The 20,378-nt window shown below is 64.2% G+C and carries 21 protein-coding genes; 7 read left to right on the plus strand and 14 right to left on the minus strand.

Going from position 1 to position 20,378, the window contains the following annotated elements; all coding sequences use genetic code 11:
* Positions 1–51 precede the first annotated feature (51 nt).
* Positions 52–936 (plus strand): non-homologous end joining protein Ku, encoded by an 885-nt coding sequence (gene ku / locus JQ587_RS25485; protein WP_212427105.1) that lies wholly within the window; start codon positions 52–54, stop codon positions 934–936.
* A 116-nt stretch (positions 937–1,052) separates the two neighbouring features.
* Here the strand turns inward: ku and JQ587_RS25490 are convergent, their stop codons facing one another.
* The 6 genes from JQ587_RS25490 to JQ587_RS25515 all read right to left on the minus strand — a co-directional run bounded on the left by JQ587_RS25490 (position 1,053) and on the right by JQ587_RS25515 (position 9,334).
* Positions 1,053–1,742: a response regulator gene (locus JQ587_RS25490; RefSeq protein WP_212427106.1), complete on the minus strand. Its 690-nt coding sequence runs from the start codon at positions 1,740–1,742 to the stop codon at positions 1,053–1,055.
* Entirely contained in the window at positions 1,739–4,462 is a 2,724-nt protein-coding gene (locus JQ587_RS25495; protein WP_212427107.1) for a sensor histidine kinase, read from the minus strand. Before JQ587_RS25495 ends, JQ587_RS25490 begins: the two co-directional genes overlap by 4 nt.
* A gap of 40 nt (positions 4,463–4,502) precedes the next feature.
* Positions 4,503–5,108, minus strand: coding sequence for a K(+)-transporting ATPase subunit C (locus JQ587_RS25500; RefSeq protein ID WP_212427108.1), 606 nt, complete (start codon positions 5,106–5,108; stop codon positions 4,503–4,505).
* A gap of 187 nt (positions 5,109–5,295) precedes the next feature.
* Positions 5,296–7,410, minus strand: a complete 2,115-nt coding sequence (kdpB, locus tag JQ587_RS25505; RefSeq protein WP_212427109.1) for a potassium-transporting ATPase subunit KdpB — start codon at positions 7,408–7,410, stop codon at positions 5,296–5,298.
* Positions 7,411–7,428: 18 nt separating this feature from the next.
* On the minus strand, positions 7,429–9,132 hold the full coding sequence (kdpA, locus tag JQ587_RS25510; RefSeq protein ID WP_212299081.1) for a potassium-transporting ATPase subunit KdpA: 1,704 nt from the start codon (positions 9,130–9,132) through the stop codon (positions 7,429–7,431).
* A 112-nt stretch (positions 9,133–9,244) separates the two neighbouring features.
* On the minus strand, positions 9,245–9,334 hold the full coding sequence (locus tag JQ587_RS25515; RefSeq protein ID WP_035698142.1) for a K(+)-transporting ATPase subunit F: 90 nt from the start codon (positions 9,332–9,334) through the stop codon (positions 9,245–9,247).
* A gap of 613 nt (positions 9,335–9,947) precedes the next feature.
* Here JQ587_RS25515 and JQ587_RS25520 point away from each other — a divergent pair.
* From JQ587_RS25520 to JQ587_RS36950, 3 genes are all read left to right on the plus strand, one after another.
* On the plus strand, positions 9,948–10,415 hold the full coding sequence (locus tag JQ587_RS25520; RefSeq protein ID WP_212427110.1) for a hypothetical protein: 468 nt from the start codon (positions 9,948–9,950) through the stop codon (positions 10,413–10,415).
* A 131-nt stretch (positions 10,416–10,546) separates the two neighbouring features.
* Positions 10,547–10,738: a hypothetical protein gene (locus tag JQ587_RS25525; protein ID WP_212299084.1), complete on the plus strand. Its 192-nt coding sequence runs from the start codon at positions 10,547–10,549 to the stop codon at positions 10,736–10,738.
* Between the two features lie 18 nt (positions 10,739–10,756).
* The gene (locus JQ587_RS36950) at positions 10,757–10,885 is read left to right on the plus strand and encodes a hypothetical protein (RefSeq protein WP_283815672.1); all 129 of its coding nucleotides are present in this window, start codon (positions 10,757–10,759) and stop codon (positions 10,883–10,885) included.
* A 5-nt stretch (positions 10,886–10,890) separates the two neighbouring features.
* On the opposite strand, the gene JQ587_RS25530 is transcribed toward JQ587_RS36950, so the two are convergent.
* Positions 10,891–11,472, minus strand: coding sequence for a TetR/AcrR family transcriptional regulator (locus JQ587_RS25530; protein ID WP_212427111.1), 582 nt, complete (start codon positions 11,470–11,472; stop codon positions 10,891–10,893).
* Positions 11,473–11,558: 86 nt separating this feature from the next.
* On the opposite strand from JQ587_RS25530, the gene JQ587_RS25535 reads away from it, so the two are divergent.
* The 3 genes from JQ587_RS25535 to JQ587_RS25545 all read left to right on the plus strand — a co-directional run bounded on the left by JQ587_RS25535 (position 11,559) and on the right by JQ587_RS25545 (position 14,610).
* Positions 11,559–12,299, plus strand: coding sequence for a crotonase/enoyl-CoA hydratase family protein (locus tag JQ587_RS25535; protein ID WP_212427112.1), 741 nt, complete (start codon positions 11,559–11,561; stop codon positions 12,297–12,299).
* Between the two features lie 73 nt (positions 12,300–12,372).
* Positions 12,373–13,008, plus strand: a complete 636-nt coding sequence (upp, locus tag JQ587_RS25540) for a uracil phosphoribosyltransferase (protein ID WP_212427113.1) — start codon at positions 12,373–12,375, stop codon at positions 13,006–13,008.
* A 33-nt stretch (positions 13,009–13,041) separates the two neighbouring features.
* Positions 13,042–14,610 (plus strand): AMP-binding protein, encoded by a 1,569-nt coding sequence (locus JQ587_RS25545; RefSeq protein WP_212427114.1) that lies wholly within the window; start codon positions 13,042–13,044, stop codon positions 14,608–14,610.
* 7 nt (positions 14,611–14,617) lie between these two features.
* On the opposite strand, the gene JQ587_RS25550 is transcribed toward JQ587_RS25545, so the two are convergent.
* From JQ587_RS25550 to JQ587_RS25580, 7 genes are all read right to left on the minus strand, one after another.
* Complete coding sequence (locus JQ587_RS25550) at positions 14,618–15,529, minus strand: flagellin (protein WP_212427115.1); 912 nt, start codon at positions 15,527–15,529, stop codon at positions 14,618–14,620.
* Positions 15,530–15,547: 18 nt separating this feature from the next.
* Entirely contained in the window at positions 15,548–17,323 is a 1,776-nt protein-coding gene (gene flgK, locus JQ587_RS25555) for a flagellar hook-associated protein FlgK (protein ID WP_212427116.1), read from the minus strand.
* An 18-nt stretch (positions 17,324–17,341) separates the two neighbouring features.
* Positions 17,342–17,809 (minus strand): flagellar protein FlgN, encoded by a 468-nt coding sequence (locus JQ587_RS25560; RefSeq protein WP_212427117.1) that lies wholly within the window; start codon positions 17,807–17,809, stop codon positions 17,342–17,344.
* A gap of 15 nt (positions 17,810–17,824) precedes the next feature.
* Positions 17,825–18,085 carry a hypothetical protein gene (locus JQ587_RS25565; RefSeq protein ID WP_212299092.1) on the minus strand — a complete coding sequence of 87 codons (261 nt, stop codon included), beginning with the start codon at positions 18,083–18,085 and terminating at the stop codon, positions 17,825–17,827.
* Between the two features lie 3 nt (positions 18,086–18,088).
* Positions 18,089–19,354: a flagellar hook protein FlgE gene (gene flgE, locus JQ587_RS25570; protein WP_212427118.1), complete on the minus strand. Its 1,266-nt coding sequence runs from the start codon at positions 19,352–19,354 to the stop codon at positions 18,089–18,091.
* A gap of 31 nt (positions 19,355–19,385) precedes the next feature.
* Positions 19,386–20,054 (minus strand): flagellar hook assembly protein FlgD, encoded by a 669-nt coding sequence (locus JQ587_RS25575; protein ID WP_212427119.1) that lies wholly within the window; start codon positions 20,052–20,054, stop codon positions 19,386–19,388.
* Positions 20,055–20,184: 130 nt separating this feature from the next.
* Positions 20,185–20,378, minus strand: a 194-nt coding sequence (locus tag JQ587_RS25580; protein ID WP_212427120.1) for a hypothetical protein, incomplete at its 5' end; no start/stop codon positions are given.

The following is a 20,378-nucleotide window of genomic DNA, read 5'->3' on the forward strand; positions in this document are numbered from 1 at the left end:
CCGATCGCGCGGTTGGAGTTCCAAAACCTCTTGAAATCATCGGAGAACGGAATGGCTCCGCGCGCCTATTGGAAGGGAACGTTGAAACTGTCGCTGGTGAGCTGCCCGGTTGTACTCTACCCCGCGACCACGGCGGCCGAGAAGACGCGGTTTCACATGATCAACCGCGAGACCGGCAACCGGCTCAAACAGCAGATGGTGGATGCCGAGACCGGTGACGTCGTCGAAAGTGACCAGAAGGGCCGCGGCTACGAGCTGCGCAAGGGCAAATATGTCGAGATCGAGCCGGAGGAGCTCGAGGCCGTCCAGATCGAGAGCAACCACACCATCGATATCGAAAGCTTCGTGCCGAGCGATGAGATCGACCAGCGCTATCTCAACCATCCCTATTATATCGCGCCCGAAGGCAAGGCGGCGATCGACGCCTTTGCCGTGATCCGCGACGCCATGAAGGACCAGGAGCGTGTCGCGCTCGCAAAAATCGTGCTCACCAACCGCGAGCACATCATCGCGATCGAGCCGCTTGGCAAAGGCCTGCTTGGCACCACGCTGCGCTTCCCCTACGAGCTGCGCGGCGAAGACCAGTTTTTCGACGACATCAAGAGCCCGAAGATCACCAAGGACATGGTCGAGCTCGCGGGCCACATCCTGCACACCAAAGCGGCGCATTTCGATCCCGGAAAATTCAAGGACGAGTACGAGATTGCGTTGAAGGCACTGATGAAGCGCAAGGCGAGCGGCAAGACGATCGAGCTGCCGGAGCCGGAGGAGCGGCCAAGCAACGTCGTCAGCCTGATGGATGCGTTGAAGCAGAGCCTGAAGGGGCGCGGCGGAAATAAGACGGCAGCGAAGTCGCATGCGCGGCGCGCAACCGGCCGGCGGCAAGCTGCCAATAAGGCGCACCGCGCGAGGGCACGGCATCGGAAGGCGGGCTAACAAGCAACGTCATTCCGGGGCGCCTCGAAGAGGCGAACCCGGAATCTCGAGGTTCTCAGGTGCGCAATTGCGCACCATAGTTCGATGCTTCGCATCGCCCCGGAACGACGACCAACTCAATCCCCCGCCTTCAATCGATACCCGATTCCCGTCTCGGTCAGCACATATTGCGGGCGCTCCGGATCGGCCTCGATCTTCTGGCGGAGCTGGCGGACGTAGACGCGCAAGTATTGCGCATCAGTCAGCTCGTCCCAGAGCTCCTTGAGCAGGAAACGATGGGTCAACACCTTGCCCGCATGCTGGACCAGCACGCGCAGCAGGTCGTATTCCTTGGGCGACAGCTTTATCTCGCGCTCGCCGAGCTTGACGATGCGCCGCACGAGATCGACCGAGAGATCGCCGGTGCGAAAAATCGGGCGCTCGCCCTGCACCTGGAGCTGGTGGCGTAGCGCGGCGCGCAGGCGTGCCAAGAGCTCGTCCATGCCGAACGGCTTGGTCAGATAATCATCGGCGCCGAGATCCAGCGCTTGCACCTTGCCGGCCTCGTCGCCGCGGCTCGACAGCACGACGATCGGCACCGCCTCATTGCGGGCGCGGATGGTGCGCAGCAGCTCATGGCCCTGGATATCGGGCAAGCCGAGATCGAGAATGATCAAGGCCGGCCCATCTGTGAGCTTCTCCAAGGCGATCTTGCCGTTCGACGCCTCCAGGATTTCGTAGCCCTGCGTTGAGAGTCCCATCCGCAACAATTTGCGGATCGGCGGCTCGTCGTCGATCACCAGAACCTTGATCGCAGCTGCACTCATGCGGCGGTATCCAATGCGTGGGTCTGTGCCGGAACGGGCAGACGAATGGTGAGGATCGCCCCGCTCCGGTCGCTGCGGTTGGCGGCCGTGATCGTGCCGCGCATCGCCTCGACGAAGCCGCGCGAGATGGCAAGCCCAAGCCCGGTGCCCGGGCGAACATGGTCGCCCTTCTGCACGCGGTAGAACTTGTCGAACACGCTCTCGAGCTCGTCCGGCGGAATGCCGGCCCCCTCGTCGGCAACCTCCAGCACCACCTGATCACGCTCGCGCCGGCTCCTGATTGCGATCGCGGTGTCGGGCGGCGAGTATTTCGCGGCGTTATCGAGCAAATTGAACAGCACCTGCTCGAACAGCACGGCATCGAGCTCGAGCATGGGCAGATCTGCGGCCAGCACCAGCTCCACCTTATGGGCCGTGAGGATCTTGGAAGCCCGCCGCAGCGCGCTGCCGACGATCTCGCCGAGATCGTGCAGCGCCGTGTTGGGCACGATCGCGCCGGATTCGAGCTTGGTCATGTCGAGCAGATTGGCAATGAAGCGGTTGAGCCGCTCGGATTCATCGATCACGGTCGCCAGCAGATCGCGCTTCTCGGTGTCGGACAGCGCGCCGGCGAGATCGCGCATGGTCGAGGCTGCGCCCAGCACCGAAGCGAGCGGCGTCTTCAGATCGTGCGAGATCGAGGTCAGAAGCGCCGAACGCAACCGTTCGGACTCGACCGTGCGCTTGACCCGGTCCATGTCCTCGACCAGCAGCACGCGCTCGATTGCGAGCGCGCCCTGATCCACCAGCGCGTCCAGCAGCCGGCGCTGGTCCGGTGTCAGCAGCGGGCCGGTGCGGTCGTTGTCGATGCCGATGACGCCGATCGGACCACGCCCGGTGCGCATCGGCAGGAACAGCCGCTTTGCGCCTGGCAGCGTATCTGCACCGCGTCCGGCCGAGCGATCATTGCTCCAGGCCCAGTTTGCGGCGGCAAGGTCGGCCTGGTCGAGCTGGTCCTCCGGCGGATAGCCGGACTTCACCGTCAGTAGCCCGTCCTCCGGCAGCAGCAGCACCACGCGGACCTTCAGCATCAGCGCGATCTGATAGGCCGACGCCCATAGCACGTCGTCAAGCGTGGCGGTGCCGGCGAGCTTGCGGCTGAAGGCATAGAGCTGCTCGGTGGTCCTGATGCGGCCAATCGCGGTGTCCGCTTGCGTGCGCACGCGCGCGGCGACGTTCGACACCAGGATCGCGATCAGCATGAAGAAGAAGAACGCCGCGACGTTGGTCGGATCAGTGATGGTGAAGGTGTAGACCGGCGGCAAGAAGAAGAAATTATAAGCGAGCGAGGCTGCGATGCTCGCGAGCAGCGACGGCCACAATCCGTAGCGCACCGCAACGGCGACCACGGCGGTCAGCAGCACGAGATCCACGTTCTCGATACCGAACCGCGGCTGGAGCAACTCGGCGGCGCCGAGGCCGACCAGCACGATGCCGAGCGACTTCAGGTAAGGCAGCGGATCGAACGGCTCGGACCGCGCGGCGGTCTGCACCGCCGTCTTCGGTGCAGTCTCGTCCGGCAGCTCGTCGCCGGGAATGACGTGAACGCTGATATTTCCGGCGCGGCGCACCAGATCATGCACGACGGAGCCACGCGTCATCTCGAACCAGCGCGAGCGCGTCGACTTGCCGATCACGATCTGCGTGACGTTGTTGCCTTGCGCGAAGCTGATGACGTCGTCGGCAATACGGCGGCCGACGGCAGGAATCGTCATCGCCTCGCCGCCGAGCGATTCAGCCAGCCGTAGCGTATCGGCCAGCCGGTCGCGCTCTTCATCGGAAAGCTGAAGCGAGCGCCGCGTCTCGATCGAGATCGCGGTGAACGGCGCATGCAGCCGGTCGGCCAGCCGCTTGGTGTAGCGCACGAGCCCGGCGGCGCGCGGATCCTCACTGACACAGACGAGGATGCGCTCGCCCGCGGCCCAGGGACCCGCGATGGCGTTTGCCTGCATGTGATTGAGCAACTGCTCGTCAACCCGTTCCGCCGTGCGCCGCAGGGCGAGCTCGCGCAGCGCGGTCAGATTTCCAGGCGAGAAATAGTGCTCCAGCGCCCGCTCGGCCTGCTTGGGGACGTAGACCTTGCCCTCACGCAGGCGCTGAATGAGATCGTCGGGCGTGAGATCGATCAGCTCGATCGCATCGGCGCGGTCGAAGATCGAATCCGGAACGGTCTCACGCACCCGGACGTGGGTGATCTGGGCGACGACATCGTTCAGGCTTTCAATATGCTGGATGTTGACGGCGGTGTAGACGTCGATGCCGTGGGACAACAGCTCCTCGACGTCGAGATAGCGTTTGGGATGCCGGCTCCCGGCCGCGTTGGTATGGGCGAGCTCGTCGACCAATGCGATCTTCGGCCGTCGTGCGATCACGGCGTCGAGGTCCATTTCCTCGACGATCTGGCCACGATAATCGAGCCGCTTGCGCGGGACGACCTCCAGCCCCCGCACCAGCGCTTCGGTCTCGGCACGGCCATGGGTCTCGACGAAACCGACCACGACATCGATGCCGGCCTTGCGCCTGGCATGGGCGCTTTGCAGCATCTCGTAGGTCTTGCCGACGCCGGGGGCGGCGCCAACGAAAACCTTCAGCTTGCCGCTCGCGCTCTCCTCCCGGCGCGCGGCTTCCAGCAGCGCCTCGGGAGACGGTCGTTGTTCGGGATCGCGGCGCTGTTGAACCATCAGCCCAATATAATCATCCTGATATTCTCAGCCTAGAGCGCTACTTCGCGGCGGCACGATCCAGTGCGAGGTTCAGCGCAAGAACGTTAACCCTGGGTTCGCCCAGCAGGCCGAGCAGCCGGCCCTGGGTGTTCGAGGCAACGAGCTGATTGAGCTGGTCCTCCGACATATTCCGCGCCTTGGCCACCCGAGGCACCTGAAATTGCGCCGCTTCCGGCGAAACGTCGGGGTCGAGACCGCTGGCCGAGGTGGTGACCAGATCGACGGGCACCGCGGCGTTCGAATTCTCGGCTTTCAGCTTGTCCACATCCTCCTTCAGCCGGTCGGCCAGCGCCTTGCTGGTCGGGCCGAGGTTGGAGCCGCCCGAATTGACGGCGTTGTAGGGCGCCGCGACCGTCTTGGTCGAATCATTCGGGTCCGGCGCCAGCGTCGCCGAGGGGCGTCCGTGGAAATATTTGCTGTCCGTGAACTCCTGCCCGATCAGGGCGGAGCCGACCACCTTGCCGTCCTTGTCGATCAGACTGCCTTGCGCCTGGGCGGGAAACATCGCGCCGGCGATGCCGGTCATGGCGAGCGGATAGGCGAGGCCCGTGATGGCGGTGAGCACCAGCAAGAGGACGATGGCAGGGCGGATTTCTCTGAGCATGTTGGGTCTTCTCCTATTATTTCATCACGGCGAGCGAAGCTTCTCTCCCGTCGTTCCGGGGCGATGCGAAGCATCGAACTATGGTGCGCAATTGCGCACCTGAGAACCTCGAGATTCCGGGTTCGCCTCTCCGAGGCGCCCCGGAATGTGGAGGCTTGATTTTCGGCTCGTCACTCGCATCGATATTTCAAGCCAGGTGCAAGGCAACAACGACGAGGTCGATCGCCTTGATGCCGATGAAGGGAATGACGATGCCGCCGAGGCCGTAGATCAGCAGGTTGCGCCGAAGCAGCGCGCCGGCACCAACCGCGCGATAAGCGACACCCTTCAATGCGAGCGGAATCAATCCGATGATGATCAGCGCGTTGAAGATGATCGCCGACAGGATGGCGCTCTGCGGGCTCGACAGGTTCATGACGTTGAGCACGTTGAGCTGCGGGTAGAACGCCAGAAACATCGCCGGGATGATCGCAAAGTACTTTGCGACGTCGTTGGCGATCGAGAACGTCGTCAGCGCACCGCGCGTCATCAACAGCTGCTTGCCGATCTCGACCACTTCGATCAGCTTGGTCGGGTTGGAGTCGAGGTCGACCATGTTGCCGGCCTCGCGCGCGGCCTGGGTGCCGGTGTTCATGGCGACGCCGACATCGGCCTGCGCGAGCGCGGGCGCGTCGTTGGTGCCGTCGCCGCACATCGCCACCAGCTTGCCCTTGGCCTGCTCGTCGCGGATCAGCTTGAGCTTGTCCTCAGGCGTTGCCTGGGCCAGGAAATCGTCGACACCCGCTTCTGCGGCGATCGCGGCCGCCGTCATCGGGTTGTCGCCGGTGATCATGACGGTACGGATGCCCATGCGACGCAACTCGGCAAAGCGCTCGCGGATGCCGCCCTTGACGATATCCTTGAGCTGGATGACGCCGAGCAGCCTGCCGTCCTTGGCCACGGCCAGCGGCGTGCCGCCGGCTTTCGAGATGTCGTCCGCGATGGTCTGGATCTCGCGGCCAATCTCCGAAAGCGCTGCAGGCTGGATGGCCCGCGCGGTATTGCCCGAGGCCACGGCCATCGGCGCGCCGCCGCCGACATAGTTGAGCATGGCATCGACCGCGCCTTTGCGCACCGAGGATCCGCCGGCGTCGACGCCGCTCATGCGGGTCTGCGCCGTGAACGGAATGAAGGTGGCCCCTAGCTCGGCCATGTCGCGGCCGCGGATGCCGTACTTTTCCTTGGCAAGCACGACGATGGAACGACCTTCCGGTGTCTCGTCGGCGAGCGAGGCCAACTGGGCGGCGTCCGCCAGCTCCTGCTCGGTCACGCCGCGCACCGGGCGGAATGCCGTCGCCTGGCGGTTACCGAGCGTGATGGTGCCGGTCTTGTCCAGCAGCAGCGTGTCGACGTCGCCGGCTGCCTCGACCGCGCGGCCGGACATCGCCAGCACGTTGAAGCGCACCAGGCGATCCATGCCGGCGATGCCGATCGCCGACAGCAAAGCGCCGATGGTGGTCGGGATCAGCGTCACGAACAGCGCGACCAGAACGATCACCGAGATCGAACCACCGGCATAGGCCGCGTAGCTCGGAATGGTGACGGTGGCGAACACGAAGATGATGGTGAGACCGGCGAGCAGGATATTGAGCGCGATCTCGTTCGGCGTCTTTGCGCGCTCGGCCCCCTCGACCAGCTTGATCATGCGATCGATGAAGGTCGAGCCTTGGGCCGCCGTGATGCGGACGCGGATCCAGTCGGACAACACTTGGGTGCCACCGGTCACCGCCGAGCGGTCGCCGCCGGACTCGCGAATGACCGGCGCGGATTCGCCGGTGATGGCGGCCTCGTTGACCGACGCCACGCCCTCGATCACCTCGCCGTCGGATGGGATGGTGTCGCCCGCCTCGACCAGCACGATGTCGCCGACCTTCAGGCTGGTGCCCGGCACTAGCTTGAAATCCTGACCCGCGCCGGTCAGGAGCTTGGCCTGGCTCTCGGTACGGGTCTTGCGCAGCGAATCCGCCTGCGCCTTGCCGCGGCCCTCGGCCACCGCTTCGGCAAAATTGGCGAACAACACCGTGAACCAGAGCCAGACGATGATCTGGAAGGTGAAGCCGAGATTCGTTCCGCCCGTGACGAGATCGCGCAGGAAGATCACGGTGGTGAGCGCGGCGACGATCTCGACCACGAACATCACAGGATTCTTCACCATCAGCCGCGGGTCGAGCTTGGCGATGGAGGCGCGGATCGCAGGCACCACGATTTTGGGATCGAGCATCGCCGAGACGGACGCACGTTTTTGCAGTTTTGTCGTATCCATGGAGGTCGCTCCAGACAATCAGAAGAGGTTGCCGGCGTTCATCGCCAGATGCTCGACGATCGGGCCGAGCGCGAGTGCCGGGAAGAAGGTCAGGCCACCCATGATCAGGATGACGCCGACGACGAGGCCGACGAACAGACCTCCTGTGGTCGGAAACGTGCCCATGGAGGGCGGGATGGATTTCTTCTCCGCGAGCGACCCCGCGATTGCCATGGCCGGGATGATCATGAAGAAGCGGCCGACGAACATCGCGCTTGCCAGCGTGAGGTTGTAGAAGAAGGTATTGCCGGTGAGGCCCGCGAAGGCCGAGCCGTTGTTGCCGGTGCCCGAGGTATAGGCGTAGAGCACTTCGGTGAAGCCGTGCGGGCCGGCATTCGCCATGGAGGCGACCGCCGCGGGATAGACCACGCCGACGGCGGTCCAGCCCAGAATCATCAGCGGCAGCACCAGGATGGCCAGCATCGCCATCTTGACCTCGCGCGCCTCGATCTTCTTGCCGACATATTCGGGCGTGCGGCCGACCATCAGCCCGGCGACGAAGATCGCGAGGATGACGAACAGCAGCATGCCGTACATGCCGGCGCCGACGCCGCCAACGATGATTTCGCCGAGCTCGATGTTGATCAGCGGGATCATGCCGCCGAGTGCGGTAAAGCTGTCATGCATGGCATTGACCGCGCCGCAAGAGGCGGCCGTGGTGACCACGGCGAACAGCGAGGAGGCAACGATGCCGAAGCGGACCTCCTTGCCCTCCATGTTGCCGCCGTTGAGACCGAGCGCCTGCAGCATCGTGGTGCCATTGGCTTCCGCCCAATAGGTCACAGTGACGCCGGCGACGAACAGCACGCCCATCACGGCCAGGATCGCCCAGCCTTGGCGCTGGTTGCCGACCATGCGGCCGAACACGTTGGTCAGCGCCGCGCCCAGCACGAAGATCGACAGCATCTGCACGAAGTTCGACAGCGCGGTCGGATTCTCGAAGGGGTGCGCGGCGTTGGCATTGAAGAAGCCGCCGCCATTTGTGCCCAGCATCTTGATCGCAACCTGCGAAGCCACCGGACCGACGGCAATGGTCTGCTTGGCGCCTTCGAGAGTCGTCGCCTCGACATAGTCGCCGAGCGTCTGCGGCATGCCCTGCCAGACCAGGAACAGCGTATAGACGATGCAGATCGGCAGCAGCACGTAGAGCGTACAACGGGTCACGTCGACCCAGAAATTGCCGACGGTGCGCACCGAGGCGCGCGAGAAGCCGCGGATCAGCGCAACTGCGAGCGCAATGCCGGTGGCGGCCGACAGGAAGTTCTGGTGCGTCAGGCCCACCATCTGGACCAGATAGGAGATCGTGCTCTCACCGCCGTAGTTTTGCCAGTTGGTATTGGTGATGAAGGAGATCGCGGTGTTGAAGGACAGATCCTCGGCAACCGCCCCCTGCCCGGCCGGATTGAAGGGCAGCACGGCCTGCAGGCGCATCACGCCGTAGATGATGAGGAAGCCACCGACATGGAACAGCAGCATGGCGACCGTGTAGGTCAACCAATGCTGCTCGCGCTTCTCGTCGACGCCGGATACCCAGTAGATGCCGGCCTCGATCGGACGCAGCACCGGCGAGAGAAACGTCCGCTCGCCGTCGAACACGCGCGTCATGTACCAGCCGAGCGGCTTGGTCAGCGCGACAATGATGACGCAGAAGAGAATGATCTGGAGCCAACCGATCACAGTCATGGCATTAACCCTTCAGGCTTGGTGTCCGGCGCAACAGCGGCAGCAACACCGCAAGCAGGCAGCCGACGAGCGCGACGTCGGCCAGCAGCAATTCGACGAGCAGCAGCACGGCTCAAAACCGTTCCGGCCGCAGCAGCGCATAGGTGAGGTAGATCAGGAGGCCGAACGAGACGGCACCGGCGAGCGCATAATCGAAGATCATGATCCGCTCCGTCACAGCCGTTCGCAGGCGTAGGTGTAACCGATCGCAAGGGCGAAGAAGCCGAAGCCCAGCACCAGCATCAGAATGTCCATCATGGGGATGCTCCTCGTTGCGTCCCTATGTCGGGAGCAACACTTTCTCGGGGACCCGGCGAAGCTCGTGGAGAGATGCGCAACGCATTCTCATGGCTCCAAGCGGGCCTTTTGACCGTGCTGAAGTGCCACCACGCCCATAGGTTTTCGAGACGAGGGCTATGGCGAAGTTATAGGAATCTCATAAAGGACGGACGGGTAGGGCAATGTCCGCGAGACACCTCCACTGTCGTCCCGGACAAGCGAAGCGCAGATCCGGGACCCATAGCCACAGGGAGATATTTGGCGAAGTCTCGTGGTGAGAATTTCGCTCCACAACATCTCCCTGGGGTTATGGATCCCCCGGGTTCGCGGGGATGACAGCGGAGGGCGCTGGCAACGCATCGCGTCCATACGCGGGGCGCGCCCGCTTTTATGAGATTCCTATATCTCCCATCTCCTTCCCATCTCGTTTTCAAACGGCGTTCCCGCCACCCTGAAGAGGCCGGCCGACTGACCGACGCCCATTCCAGGAGGCTGACATGACCGCCGCTGCCCTGCATTACGATCCCTCCTCCCTCGGCGAGCGCCTGCACCATGCGCAGACAATGACCAGGCCATTGATGCTCGAGATCATCGACAAGGCCTGCCGCCGCTTTCCTTCGCTCGGGCAGTCCGAACGCACCGCTCGCGTCATGCGCCTGATCGACGCGGAGGCCTGGGCCGATGCGGCGCTGGTGCTGATGGAGCTCGAACTGCCGCTGTGGCACGTCCGCCGCATCGCCTACGACGAAGGCGAGTGGCATTGCGCACTGTCGCGTGAACGCGAGCTGCCGGATTGGCTCGACGCGTCAACGGAAGGATGCCACGGCGACCTCGCGATCGCGCTGCTGTCGGCTTTCGTGGAGGTGCAGGCGCGGGCCGCGGAAGGTTCGCGACCGAGCGTTCCCTCGGTCCGCCCTGCGCCGGATGCGCTCTATGAACCGGCGGCTTGCGAGAATTTCAGCTGAGTGGACGCCGGGCCTTATGGCGCTCCTATACGACGGTACCGCCACCCGTCTCGCATTCCTATGCTGCAATGCTCATCGTGAGAGCTGGTTGGGGCGGCTGTCTCGTCGTTCCACACACAGGGACTTCCGACATGTCGATGCTCACACAGGGCTTTGAACGGCCCCTCGCCTGGGCTGAACGCCCGAAGCGGATCTCCAGGGAGCGCAAGACCCAGCTCAAGCGCGTCGCGCTGCGGGCAGTTGCGGTGCTGACGATGGGCAGCGTGCTCACTGCGCTCATCGCCCTGAAGACCGCCATTTACGTCTGGCACCTTCACGCCTGACCGCATCGGATAGCTAGCATGCGGCTGTTTAGGGGAGATCTCGAACACGCGGTCACCACGACCATCCTGATCATGACGTTGAGCCTCGTCTGGGGTGCGGTCCTGACCATCGTGATCACGCTCGCAGCGCGCGGGCTCGGCGTCTAGATCCCTTACCTCGCCTCTTCAGCTTCGATCAGCCGGGCCAACTCCGCCGCGGTCATCTCGATCGGCCGGCCGCTGCGCTCGACACGAGCCTGCACCAGCGCGCCTTGAAGCGCCGAGGTGCAGAGCACGGCAAGTGTCTCCGCCCGTGGCCTGGCAAAGCCATCTGCAATCAGCTTGTCGCGAAGCAGCGCAATGCGTGCCGCATAAGCCTTGCGCCCGGCTTCCGCCACGGCGCGCTCGCGCGGCGCAAGCTCGAGCAGCACGGTCGTGATCGGGCAGCCGTTGCGAAAGCCGGAGCCCTGCATCCACCCCGCCAGCAATCTTGCGTGCGCCCGGAGCAGCTCAGCCGTCGAGCCACACTCGTCCGCGAGCTTGGCGATGGTCGCCACCACGCGGCGGCCCGCCTCCTCGACCGCAGCCACGGCAATCGAGGATTTGCCATCCGGAAAGTAGTGATAGAGCGAGCCCTTCGGTGCGCCGCTGACGTCGACGATATCGTTGAGGCCGGTGCGGGCAAATCCCTGGCGGCGGAATAGCGTCACCGCGGCGTTGATGATGGGCTGGCGGTGTCTTGGCACGGCCGGCATGGGCTCTCCTCCGGGGTAAGAATTATATTGATTGGTCTACATCAGCTCCCGACAGTCAAGCCCGTGGCAACGACAGGGAGATCAAGATGCCCATGGGCGTGAATTACGAACTGAAGGATGGCGTGGCGCGGATCGTGCTCGACGACGGCAAGGTGAATGTGATGTCGACGACGATGCTGGACGAGATTGGAGCCGCCTTCGACCGTGCCGAGAAGGAAGCCGAAATCGTGGTGCTGTGCTCGGCGCGGCCGGGCATCTTCTCCGCCGGTTTCGACCTGAAGGTGTTCGCCGCGGGCGATGCCGCAAAGAGCCTGGACATGGTCCGGGCCGGCGCCGAGCTGGCGCTGCAGCTGATGTCGTTTCCGCATCCCATCATCGGCGTGATGGAAGGCCACGCCTTTCCGATGGGGACCTTTCTGCTGCTCGCCTGCGACGTCAGGCTGGGCGCGCGCGGGCCGCACCGGATGGGGCTGAACGAGGTTGCGATCGGAATCGCGCCACCGAGTTTCGCCATCGAGCTCGCACGCAGCCGCCTGCATCCGGCCTGGCTCAGCCGCACCGCAGCGCTGGGCGAGATGTACGAGCCCGACGAGGCGCTGACGGCCGGCTTTCTCGATCGCGTGGTTGCGCCGGAGGCGATCGATCGCACACTCGAGGAGACCATCGCCGCGCTGCGCGCCATCCACAAACCGTCGCACGCGACCGCCAAGAGGCGGTTGCGTCAGCCGGCCATGGACGCCATCCGCGTGGCGATCGACCGCGAATTGACCATGGCTGCCTACGAGGCGAGCAACCGGGCACGAACCGCGGTTGCAATGCCGGGATAGGGCCCCCGCTCTCTGTGCGGAAAACGCCCGGCCGATCTGGCGCAGTTTCTCGGAACCGTGTTAGATCGGTTGTATGAGCACATGCAGCGTGAATGTCGTCGCCCACCCCCTGGTCCAGCACAAGCTTTCCCTGATGCGGGAGAAGGACCGCTCGACCAAGAGCTTTCGCGAGATCCTGAACGAGATCGGGATGCTGCTCGGCTACGAGGTGACGCGCGACCTGCCGCTAGAGCTGGTCGAGATCGAGACACCGATCTCGCCGATGCAGGCGCCGAAGATCGCCGGCAAGAAGCTCACGCTGGCGCCGATCCTGCGCGCCGGCGTTGGCTTCCTCGACGGCATGCTGGCACTGATGCCCTCGGCCCGTATCGCCCATATCGGGCTCTACCGCGACCCCGAGACATTGCAGGCCGTGGAATACTACTTCAAGGCGCCGCAGGACCTGTCCGACCGCACCGTCATCCTGATGGACCCGATGCTGGCGACCGGCAATTCGGCCTGCGCCGGAGCGTCGCTGCTCAAGGACCGCGGCGCCCGCGACATCCGCTTCGTCTGTCTCCTGGCCGCGCCGGAGGGCATCGCCCAATTCCAGAGCGAGCATCCCGACGTGCCGATCTGGACCGCCGCAATCGACGAGTGCCTGAACGATCACGGCTACATTGTGCCGGGTCTCGGCGATGCCGGCGACCGGATGTTCGGCACCAAGTAGACAGGTCTGCGCGATCGGGCTACTCCGGTTGTCATGGACGCCGACGATGTTTCACTGCAATCGTTGACCGGGACGGAGATCTCCGCCGATCCCGCCTTTGTGTTCGACGGCGTGCCCGTCTCGCGCGCGGAGTTTGTGGGGAAGGTCGAGCAGACCACGGCCTGGCTTGCCGCGCAGGATATCGGCAAGGGCGACGTTGTCGCGGTCTGGCTGGTCAATCGGATCGAATGGATCGCGCTCCTGTTTGCGGCGGCCCGGCTAGGTGCGATCGTTGCCGCCCTCAACACGCGCTATCGCAGCGCGGAAGTCGCGCACCTCCTGAGACTGTCTGGCGCGAAGCTGCTGGTGGTCGAGGCGGCGTTCCGCTCGATCGATTTCGCCGCCATTCTTGCTGACATCGCCAGGGACGAGGTGCCCGCGCTGAAGAAGCTCGCGGTGGTCGGCGCCGGTGCGATCCCGGCGCAATGGCCCTGCATACGCTTCGATGCGTTCGACAAGCCCTACCCGCCGGCTCCTTCTCAGGACGATATCGATCTGCCGCTGCTGCTCTACACCACGTCGGGCACGACCAACGGTCCGAAGCTGGTCGCGCATTCGCAGCGAACGCTGGCAACCCATGCCAACGCCGTTGCCAAGGCGCTCCGGCTTTCTCCACAGCGTCACGCGCTGCTGGCAATGCTGCCGTTCTGCGGCACCTTCGGCATGACGAGCCTGCTCGGCTTCATCGCCGCCGGCGCGGCCGTTCATGTGCTCGACGCCTTCGAGGCGGCGCCGGCCCTGAAGATCCTCAGCGCGCACAAGATCACGCACGCCTTCGGCTCCGACGAGATGTTCCGCCGCATCCTCGCGCTGACCGACGCGCCGCGGCCCTTTCCGCATCTCGAAATCTGCGGCTTCGCCGCATTCCAGCCCGGCTGGCGCGAACTGGCTGCGGAGGCCGAGGCGCGCGGCCTGCCGCTGTTCGGCCTCTACGGCTCGAGCGAGGTGCAGGCGCTGTTCTCGATCGCCCGCGCCAGCGACGCCTTTGCCGATCGCATCGAGGGCGGCGGCTGGCCGATGTCTCCCGAAGCGAAGGTCCGCGTGCGCGACACCGAGACCGGGGAGCTTGCGGCGCAAGGCACCTCCGGCGAGATCGAGATCAGCGCGCCGTCGCGCTTCCTCGGCTATTTCAATAATGCCGATGCGACGCGCGCTGCGATCACCGCGGACGGCTTCTTTCGCACCGGCGATATCGGCAGGCTGCGCGGCGGCGCCTTCGTCTATGAAACCCGCGCCGGCGACGCCATGCGGCTCGGTGGCTTCCTGGTCGCGCCCGGGGAGATCGAGGACGAACTCAAGGCTTATGCCGGCGTCGCCGATGCCCAGGTCGTCGCGGTCGATCTGAAGGGCCAGGCGCGCTGCGTCGCCTTTGTCATTCCGGCCGGGACTCCGCCGCGACAGGAGGTGCTGACGGCGCGCCTGCGCGAGCGGCTAGCCAGCTACAAGGTTCCCGCGAGGATCTATGTCGTGGACGCCTTCCCCGTCACCGACAGCGCCAATGGCGTCAAGATCCAGCGCGCAAAGCTCCGCGCCATGGCGATGGAACGGATCGCGGCCGAATAGGCCTCGGCTATTTCAGGTAGCTCGCGAGATTCATGCTGAGAATCTTGGACATCGCCGAATAGGAGGCCGTGAGCTGTGCCTGGTAGGTCGAGAGCTGCGCGGTGATGGCGGCGACATCGACGCCGGTGAGGTCGTTCGACAGGCTTTCGGCATAGCTCTTGTAGTCGGTCTGGCGTGCACTTGCCGCCTCGATCGAAGACGCGGAAGCTGAGAGTTTTGCCTGCACCGCCGCGGTATCGTCGAGCGCCGTGCCGGCGAGATCGAGCGCGCTGGAAATGTCCGAGGATGACAGCGAGGTGCTGTTGGCCACGAACTTCAGCACGCGCATCACTTCCTCGAACGCCGAATTATCCGCCGTGACGCCGTACGAAACGGTGTTGTCGGTGGCGACACGCACCGACGCAATCTCGTCATCGCCCTGGTAGTAGCTGGCATCCGCCGTGGTGGTCGAACCCGTGCCCGACGAAAAGCTGGTGAGGTCCACCGGCGCCGTGTCGGTCTTGCCGCCGGCAAAGACATACTGGCCGTCATATTGCGTGTTCATCAGCGAGCCCATTTCCTGGAGCATCTGCTGGGCTGAAGAGATCACCGAGGTTGTCTCGGTCGAGCTTCCGGTCGAGGCGGCGCTAAGCTGGGAGCGAAGCTGCGTGATGATGTCCGTCATCGACCCGACGGCCGAATACATCACCTGCAGCTTGCTGTCGGCGAGCGTGGCCGCATCGATATAGGACTGCGCGCGCATCACCGACACCTGGAGATTGACGACATGCTGCGCATTCGAGCCGTAGCCGCCGAAATCGGTCGAGACCACGCCGGAGGATTCCTGGACCTGCTCGTTGGCCATCACCGACTCCACGCGCATCGCATCGGCGATCATCTTGCTCGACTGGGCGAACGTGGCGATCCGCATCGCGACCATGGTTGTGCTCCCCGCGCCCTACGACGACTGCACGGCGGAGATGAGCGCCGAGTACATCGCGTTGATCGCCGAGATCAGCGCCGAGGCCGCCGAATACTGGTTCTGAAGCGTGCTCAGATTGGCTGATTCCTCGTCGAGGTTGACGCCCGACTGCGACGACAGCGAGCTCGCATAGGTCGATTGCGCCGTCTCCTTGGCGGTGTAGTTGGTGGACGCCTGCGAGGATTTGCTCGCGACGTCGGCCACGATGGTCGAAGCATAGTCGGCAAAGGAACCGGTGGTGGCGGCGAGCCCTCCGGTGGACGAGAATGTCCGGGAGGCCGTCAATGCGCTATAGAACGCATTGACCGTGGTCGCCGATCCCGATGTCAGAACACTGCTGCCGACCGTAAGGCTCGACGAGGAATCCAGCGTGGCGAGCTGGAGTTCGTTGGTGCCTGACAGGATGCTGCCGTTGACCGCGATATCCGACGCGCTCGTTCCGCTCACGAGGTCGTTGAGGCCGAAATAGTCCGAAAATCCCTCGCTCGAACTTCCCATCGAGCTCGTCATCTCGTTGATGGCGACGCCATTGCCCGAGCCGGTCGCGGTGATCGAGAGATGGCCGTTTGAATCGATCGATGCCGACATCCCTGAAATGCCGTTGATGGCGGTGACGAGATCCCCGACCGTGGAGTAGGACGACAGGTCGAGATCGCTGTAGGAAACCAGATTTCCGCTCTGGTCGGTGACAGCAAGGCGTACCGTGCCGGTGGCGGACAGCGCCGTGCCGCTGGTCACGCTGGTCGTGCCGGTCAGGGTGGTCGGCGCCGGCACCGAGGAGGCGCTGTTCGAGACGGTGTTGATCACAGAGGCAAGCTGGGTTGCGAGCTGGTCGAGCTGGGACTGTGCCGCCGGCAGAGTCTTGTCGCGGAGCGTGATCAGCGCGCCAATGCTGCCGCCGGTGATCTGGGAGGTGATATCGACGCCGTTCACCGTGATCGCGCTGAAGCCGCTCGATGAGGACCCCGCCGTGTAGGTCGTCGACGACGACACATTCGCTGCGGCGGTATAGCTGATCTTGTGGGCGGAAGAGTCGACCAGCGCCTGCCCGGTCGTCGTATAGACCTGGAGATCACCGTTCGACGCCGTGTAGTAGCTGATGTTCATCTTGGAGGCGACGTCCTGGAGCGCGGTATTGCGCTGGTCCTCCAGGTCGGCGGTCGACTGGCCGGCCGCCGCCGTCTGCTTGATCTCAGCGTTCAGGTCCGCGATGTTCTGCAGGTCCGTGTTGACGTCGTCGATCGCCGACGAGATGTCCTGGTCGGCATTGGCGCGAAGCTTCTGGATGCCGCTCGAGGTCTCGCGCAACTGGCTCGTGACGTCGTCGAGCGCGCTGACGACGTTGGACTGCAGCGAGGCGCTGCTCGGCGTGCTTGCCAGCGACGACAGCGCCGATTCCAGCGAGGCGATGCTGTTGGCCAGCGAGGTCCCGGTCGACGAGCTGTCGGTGCTGCTGGTCGAGCCGTAGAGCTTCTCCAGCGAGGTCAGATAGCTATTGGTCGTGTCGGCCGAACCGAGATCGGAGTCCGCACTGACCAGCGACTTCAGCAGCAGCTTGTCGACCGTCGAGGTGATGCCCGTCACCGTGACGCCGGTACCGACGCCGTTGGTGACGCTGCTCGACTGGTTCGCGGTCTTCTTCGTATAGCCCGTCGTGTCGGCGTTCGAAATGTTCGACGACGTCACGCTGATCTGCACCGTCGTGGACGACAGGCCGCTGAAGGCGATCGATCGTGCGATATCGAGCGACACGGCGGGCTCCCCTGCTCGTCAGACGCTGCGGCTGGTGCCGCTGGAGACGGCGTGCGCGGCCACCCGGCCGGAGGCGCCATAGGGCGACACCGCGGCGATCTGCTCGCGGATCGCCTGCATGACGGCCTCGATCCGGCGGCTGCTGGCCTCGATCGCGGCGCGCAGACGCACCAGGTTCTCGTCCATCGCCGCGCGCAGCTTGAAAATCCGATCCAGGAGCTGCTCGCGCAGGATCCGGTCGCGTACGTTCAGGGTGGCCGTACCGGCCGCGCACTCCGCGACCGTGCGCTCGAAGATCTCCGCCAGGCGGTTCTTCTCGTCGACCTGCTTCAGGCGCGAGGCCGGCAGGCCCTTGGCCAGCTCCGCATTTTCGTCGGCGACCAGCGCGATCAAGACGTCGATCAGCCCGATCAGCGACTTGATCCGGACGTCGCCATTTGCGGCGTTGGTCCGCGTGGCTTGGTGATTGGCTTGGGCTACACTCATGGTCAAGGCCTTCTTCTAACTATGCCGTTTGCCGCGATGGGCTTGCGAGTTGCGCAAGTAAGCGCCAATCGCAGTCGTCCTGACAGTCGCCTGTCTCATCTCGCTTTCGATCCCCGCGCATTCCTTCAACAGGCCGCGCCGCGTCATCTCGATATCGTCGAGCAGCGCGAGGAGCTGCTTGTGATCGGTTTCCTTGACGGTCGCCGCCCGCGCTACCAGCCGTCGCAGCCGGCGCAGCAGCGCTTCTCCGGCGGCGCTCGCCTTCTCACCGCGCATCGCTCACCTCATCGCCGAGATCAGGGTGTCGTACATCTTGTTGACCGTGGAGATGACCTGCGACGCGGCCGAATAAGCCTGCTGCGCCGAGATCATGCTGGAGAACTGGCTGGAAGTGTCGGTGGTGGATGATTCCAGCTCGCTGCCGTAGATCGTGCCTGCACCGTTCTCGCCGGAAGCCTGCAGCGCGGCATTCCCCGACGCCACGGTCGCGGAATAGAGACCATCGCTGGCGGCGGAAAGCCCGGTTGGATCGGCAAAGGTCGCAACTGCGATCTTGTAGATCGCGATGGTCTGGCCGTTGGAATAGGTGGCGTCGACGATGCCATTTTTGCCGATCGAGATGCTGGACAGCTTGCCGTAAGACAGGCCGTCCGACGAGATGCTGGTGACGTTGACCGTCGGCGTCGTCTCGCCCGAGGCGTATTGTGTCAGACCGTCGGTGCCTCCGGCGGTGCCGAGACTCATCGTGATCGTGCTGTCCGCGGCCCCGTCGGTCCAGCCCGTCACCGCGACGGTCGCCGGACTCGGGCTGGTGCTCGCCAGCGAGCCGTCGCTGTTGAAGGTGATGTCGATCGTGCCAGAGGCCGTGCCGGTCGCGGTCGTGGTATCTGATGTCGAGGTCGGGTTGGCGAAGCTCGCACTCCAGGTGTTGGTCCCGGTCTTGGTCCAGGTGACCTGCATGGAGTTCGCCGCACCGAGCGAATCGTAGACGGTCATCGAGCTGGTATAGGTGTCGCCGGTCGTCGCATCCGACGGCAGGTTCGCCGCAATCGTGGTCTTGGTCGTGGCGCTGCCGCTGGTCGAGGCGACCTGGGTGTTGATGGCCTCCAGATTGCTCGTCGATTCATTGCCGACGACGTTGCCGTCGGCGTCGGTGCGCCAACCCTCCAGGTAACTGCCGTTGTTCTCGAGATAGCCGGCATTGTCGGTCGAGAAGGCACCGTTGCGGGTATAGGAAACGGTGCCGCCCGACGTGGCGCTGGTCACGACGAAGAAGCCGGAGCCCTGGATCGCGACGTCGGTGGCGTTCGAGGTCGTGGCCAGCAGGCCCTGCTGCGTGATGTTGGCCCGGCCCGAGACGGTGACGCCGCCCGAGGCATAGGCCGTCGTGTTGCTCGACGCGGTGACGAGATCGTCGAACATCGCGGACGTCGTTTTGTATCCCGTCGTGCTGGAATTTGCGATGTTGTCGCTGATCATCGACAGGGACTGGCTCTGCGCGCTGAGCGCGGAGATCGCCGACGAGAGTGCACCGGTGAGACTCATGATGAAACTCCGAGAAAATCAGGACGCGCGATCAGGACGTGACGCCGATGATGTTGGAAGCGCTGACCGAGACGCCGTTCACGGTGAGCGAGGGCGTGGATGTCGAGGTATCGATGCCGGTCACCGTGCCGGTGACGGTCGTGTAATTGAGGACCGAGTTGCCGGCGGAATCCGTCGCCGTCACCGAGATGGTGTACTGGCCGCCGTCAGCGAGCTGGGTGCCGCTGGAGTTCTTGCCGTCCCAGGTGAAGGTGTTGGAGCCGGAATTTCCGGTCCCGGTGCCGGTGTAGACCGTGTTGCCGGAGGAGTCCTTGATGGTGATCGCGACGTCGGACGCGGCCGAGGACAGCGAGTAGCCGAACGTCGCCGAGCCGTTGCTCAAGGTCGCGGTGTCGGTCTTCGCCTCGACGGTGTGGCCGATATAGTTCACCGAGTTCAGCGTCACCAGGCTCGAGAACGAGCTCGCGAGCGAGGACAGATTGGTGTTGATCGACTGCTGCTGGCTGAAATTGGCGTAGGAGGTGAGCTGATTGATGAAGTCGGTGGTCGAGGTCGCGTTCAACGGATCCTGGTTCTGCAGCTCGCTGACGAGCAGGCTCAGGAAATCGCTGGAGGTGAGCGACGAACTGGACGACGTGCTCGACGATGACGATGTCGTCGTGGTCGCAGTCGTTGCAGAACTCGTTGCGGAAACTGTCATCAGGAACTCCGGCTTTCTCGCGCAGCCGGCGACAGCGATGCCGGTCGGTGCGCTTGAAATCTGTGTGCTGATGAAACGCGTGGCTGCGCGGATTCAGGCGCGGATTCACCCGCGAGGAATTCGCTTTCGATTAGGAAAAATCTGCCTCGTGGAAGCGCGTGAAACGCTTCCACAACGTCATGGCCGGGCTTGTCCCGGCCATCCACGCGACGCTCGCAATCTCAAGAACGTAGATGCCCGGGACAAGCCCACGGCTGTCCGGTTTAAATTTATTGGACGAAGCGCATGGCGTTGATTCTACTCGATCCTGGACGTCTGCAAGCG

Origin of the sequence: Bradyrhizobium manausense (assembly GCF_018130615.1) — a bacterium.
Taxonomy (GTDB): domain Bacteria; phylum Pseudomonadota; class Alphaproteobacteria; order Rhizobiales; family Xanthobacteraceae; genus Bradyrhizobium; species Bradyrhizobium manausense_A.

Bases quoted from the DNA above. Each gene is read 5' to 3' on its own strand.
- ku (WP_212427105.1), top strand. From the start codon at position 52: ATGGCTCCGCGCGCCTATTGGAAGGGAACGTTGAAACTGTCGCTGGTG.
- JQ587_RS25490 (WP_212427106.1), bottom strand. From the start codon at position 1,742: ATGAGTGCAGCTGCGATCAAGGTTCTGGTGATCGACGACGAGCCGCCG.
- JQ587_RS25495 (WP_212427107.1), bottom strand. From the start codon at position 4,462: ATGGTTCAACAGCGCCGCGATCCCGAACAACGACCGTCTCCCGAGGCG.
- JQ587_RS25500 (WP_212427108.1), bottom strand. From the start codon at position 5,108: ATGCTCAGAGAAATCCGCCCTGCCATCGTCCTCTTGCTGGTGCTCACC.
- kdpB (WP_212427109.1), bottom strand. From the start codon at position 7,410: ATGGATACGACAAAACTGCAAAAACGTGCGTCCGTCTCGGCGATGCTC.
- kdpA (WP_212299081.1), bottom strand. From the start codon at position 9,132: ATGACTGTGATCGGTTGGCTCCAGATCATTCTCTTCTGCGTCATCATT.
- JQ587_RS25515 (WP_035698142.1), bottom strand. From the start codon at position 9,334: ATGATCTTCGATTATGCGCTCGCCGGTGCCGTCTCGTTCGGCCTCCTG.
- JQ587_RS25520 (WP_212427110.1), top strand. From the start codon at position 9,948: ATGACCGCCGCTGCCCTGCATTACGATCCCTCCTCCCTCGGCGAGCGC.
- JQ587_RS25525 (WP_212299084.1), top strand. From the start codon at position 10,547: ATGTCGATGCTCACACAGGGCTTTGAACGGCCCCTCGCCTGGGCTGAA.
- JQ587_RS36950 (WP_283815672.1), top strand. From the start codon at position 10,757: ATGCGGCTGTTTAGGGGAGATCTCGAACACGCGGTCACCACGACCATC.
- JQ587_RS25530 (WP_212427111.1), bottom strand. From the start codon at position 11,472: ATGCCGGCCGTGCCAAGACACCGCCAGCCCATCATCAACGCCGCGGTG.
- JQ587_RS25535 (WP_212427112.1), top strand. From the start codon at position 11,559: ATGCCCATGGGCGTGAATTACGAACTGAAGGATGGCGTGGCGCGGATC.
- upp (WP_212427113.1), top strand. From the start codon at position 12,373: ATGAGCACATGCAGCGTGAATGTCGTCGCCCACCCCCTGGTCCAGCAC.
- JQ587_RS25545 (WP_212427114.1), top strand. From the start codon at position 13,042: ATGGACGCCGACGATGTTTCACTGCAATCGTTGACCGGGACGGAGATC.
- JQ587_RS25550 (WP_212427115.1), bottom strand. From the start codon at position 15,529: ATGGTCGCGATGCGGATCGCCACGTTCGCCCAGTCGAGCAAGATGATC.
- JQ587_RS25560 (WP_212427117.1), bottom strand. From the start codon at position 17,809: ATGAGTGTAGCCCAAGCCAATCACCAAGCCACGCGGACCAACGCCGCA.
- JQ587_RS25565 (WP_212299092.1), bottom strand. From the start codon at position 18,085: ATGCGCGGTGAGAAGGCGAGCGCCGCCGGAGAAGCGCTGCTGCGCCGG.
- flgE (WP_212427118.1), bottom strand. From the start codon at position 19,354: ATGAGTCTCACCGGTGCACTCTCGTCGGCGATCTCCGCGCTCAGCGCG.
- JQ587_RS25575 (WP_212427119.1), bottom strand. From the start codon at position 20,054: ATGACAGTTTCCGCAACGAGTTCTGCAACGACTGCGACCACGACGACA.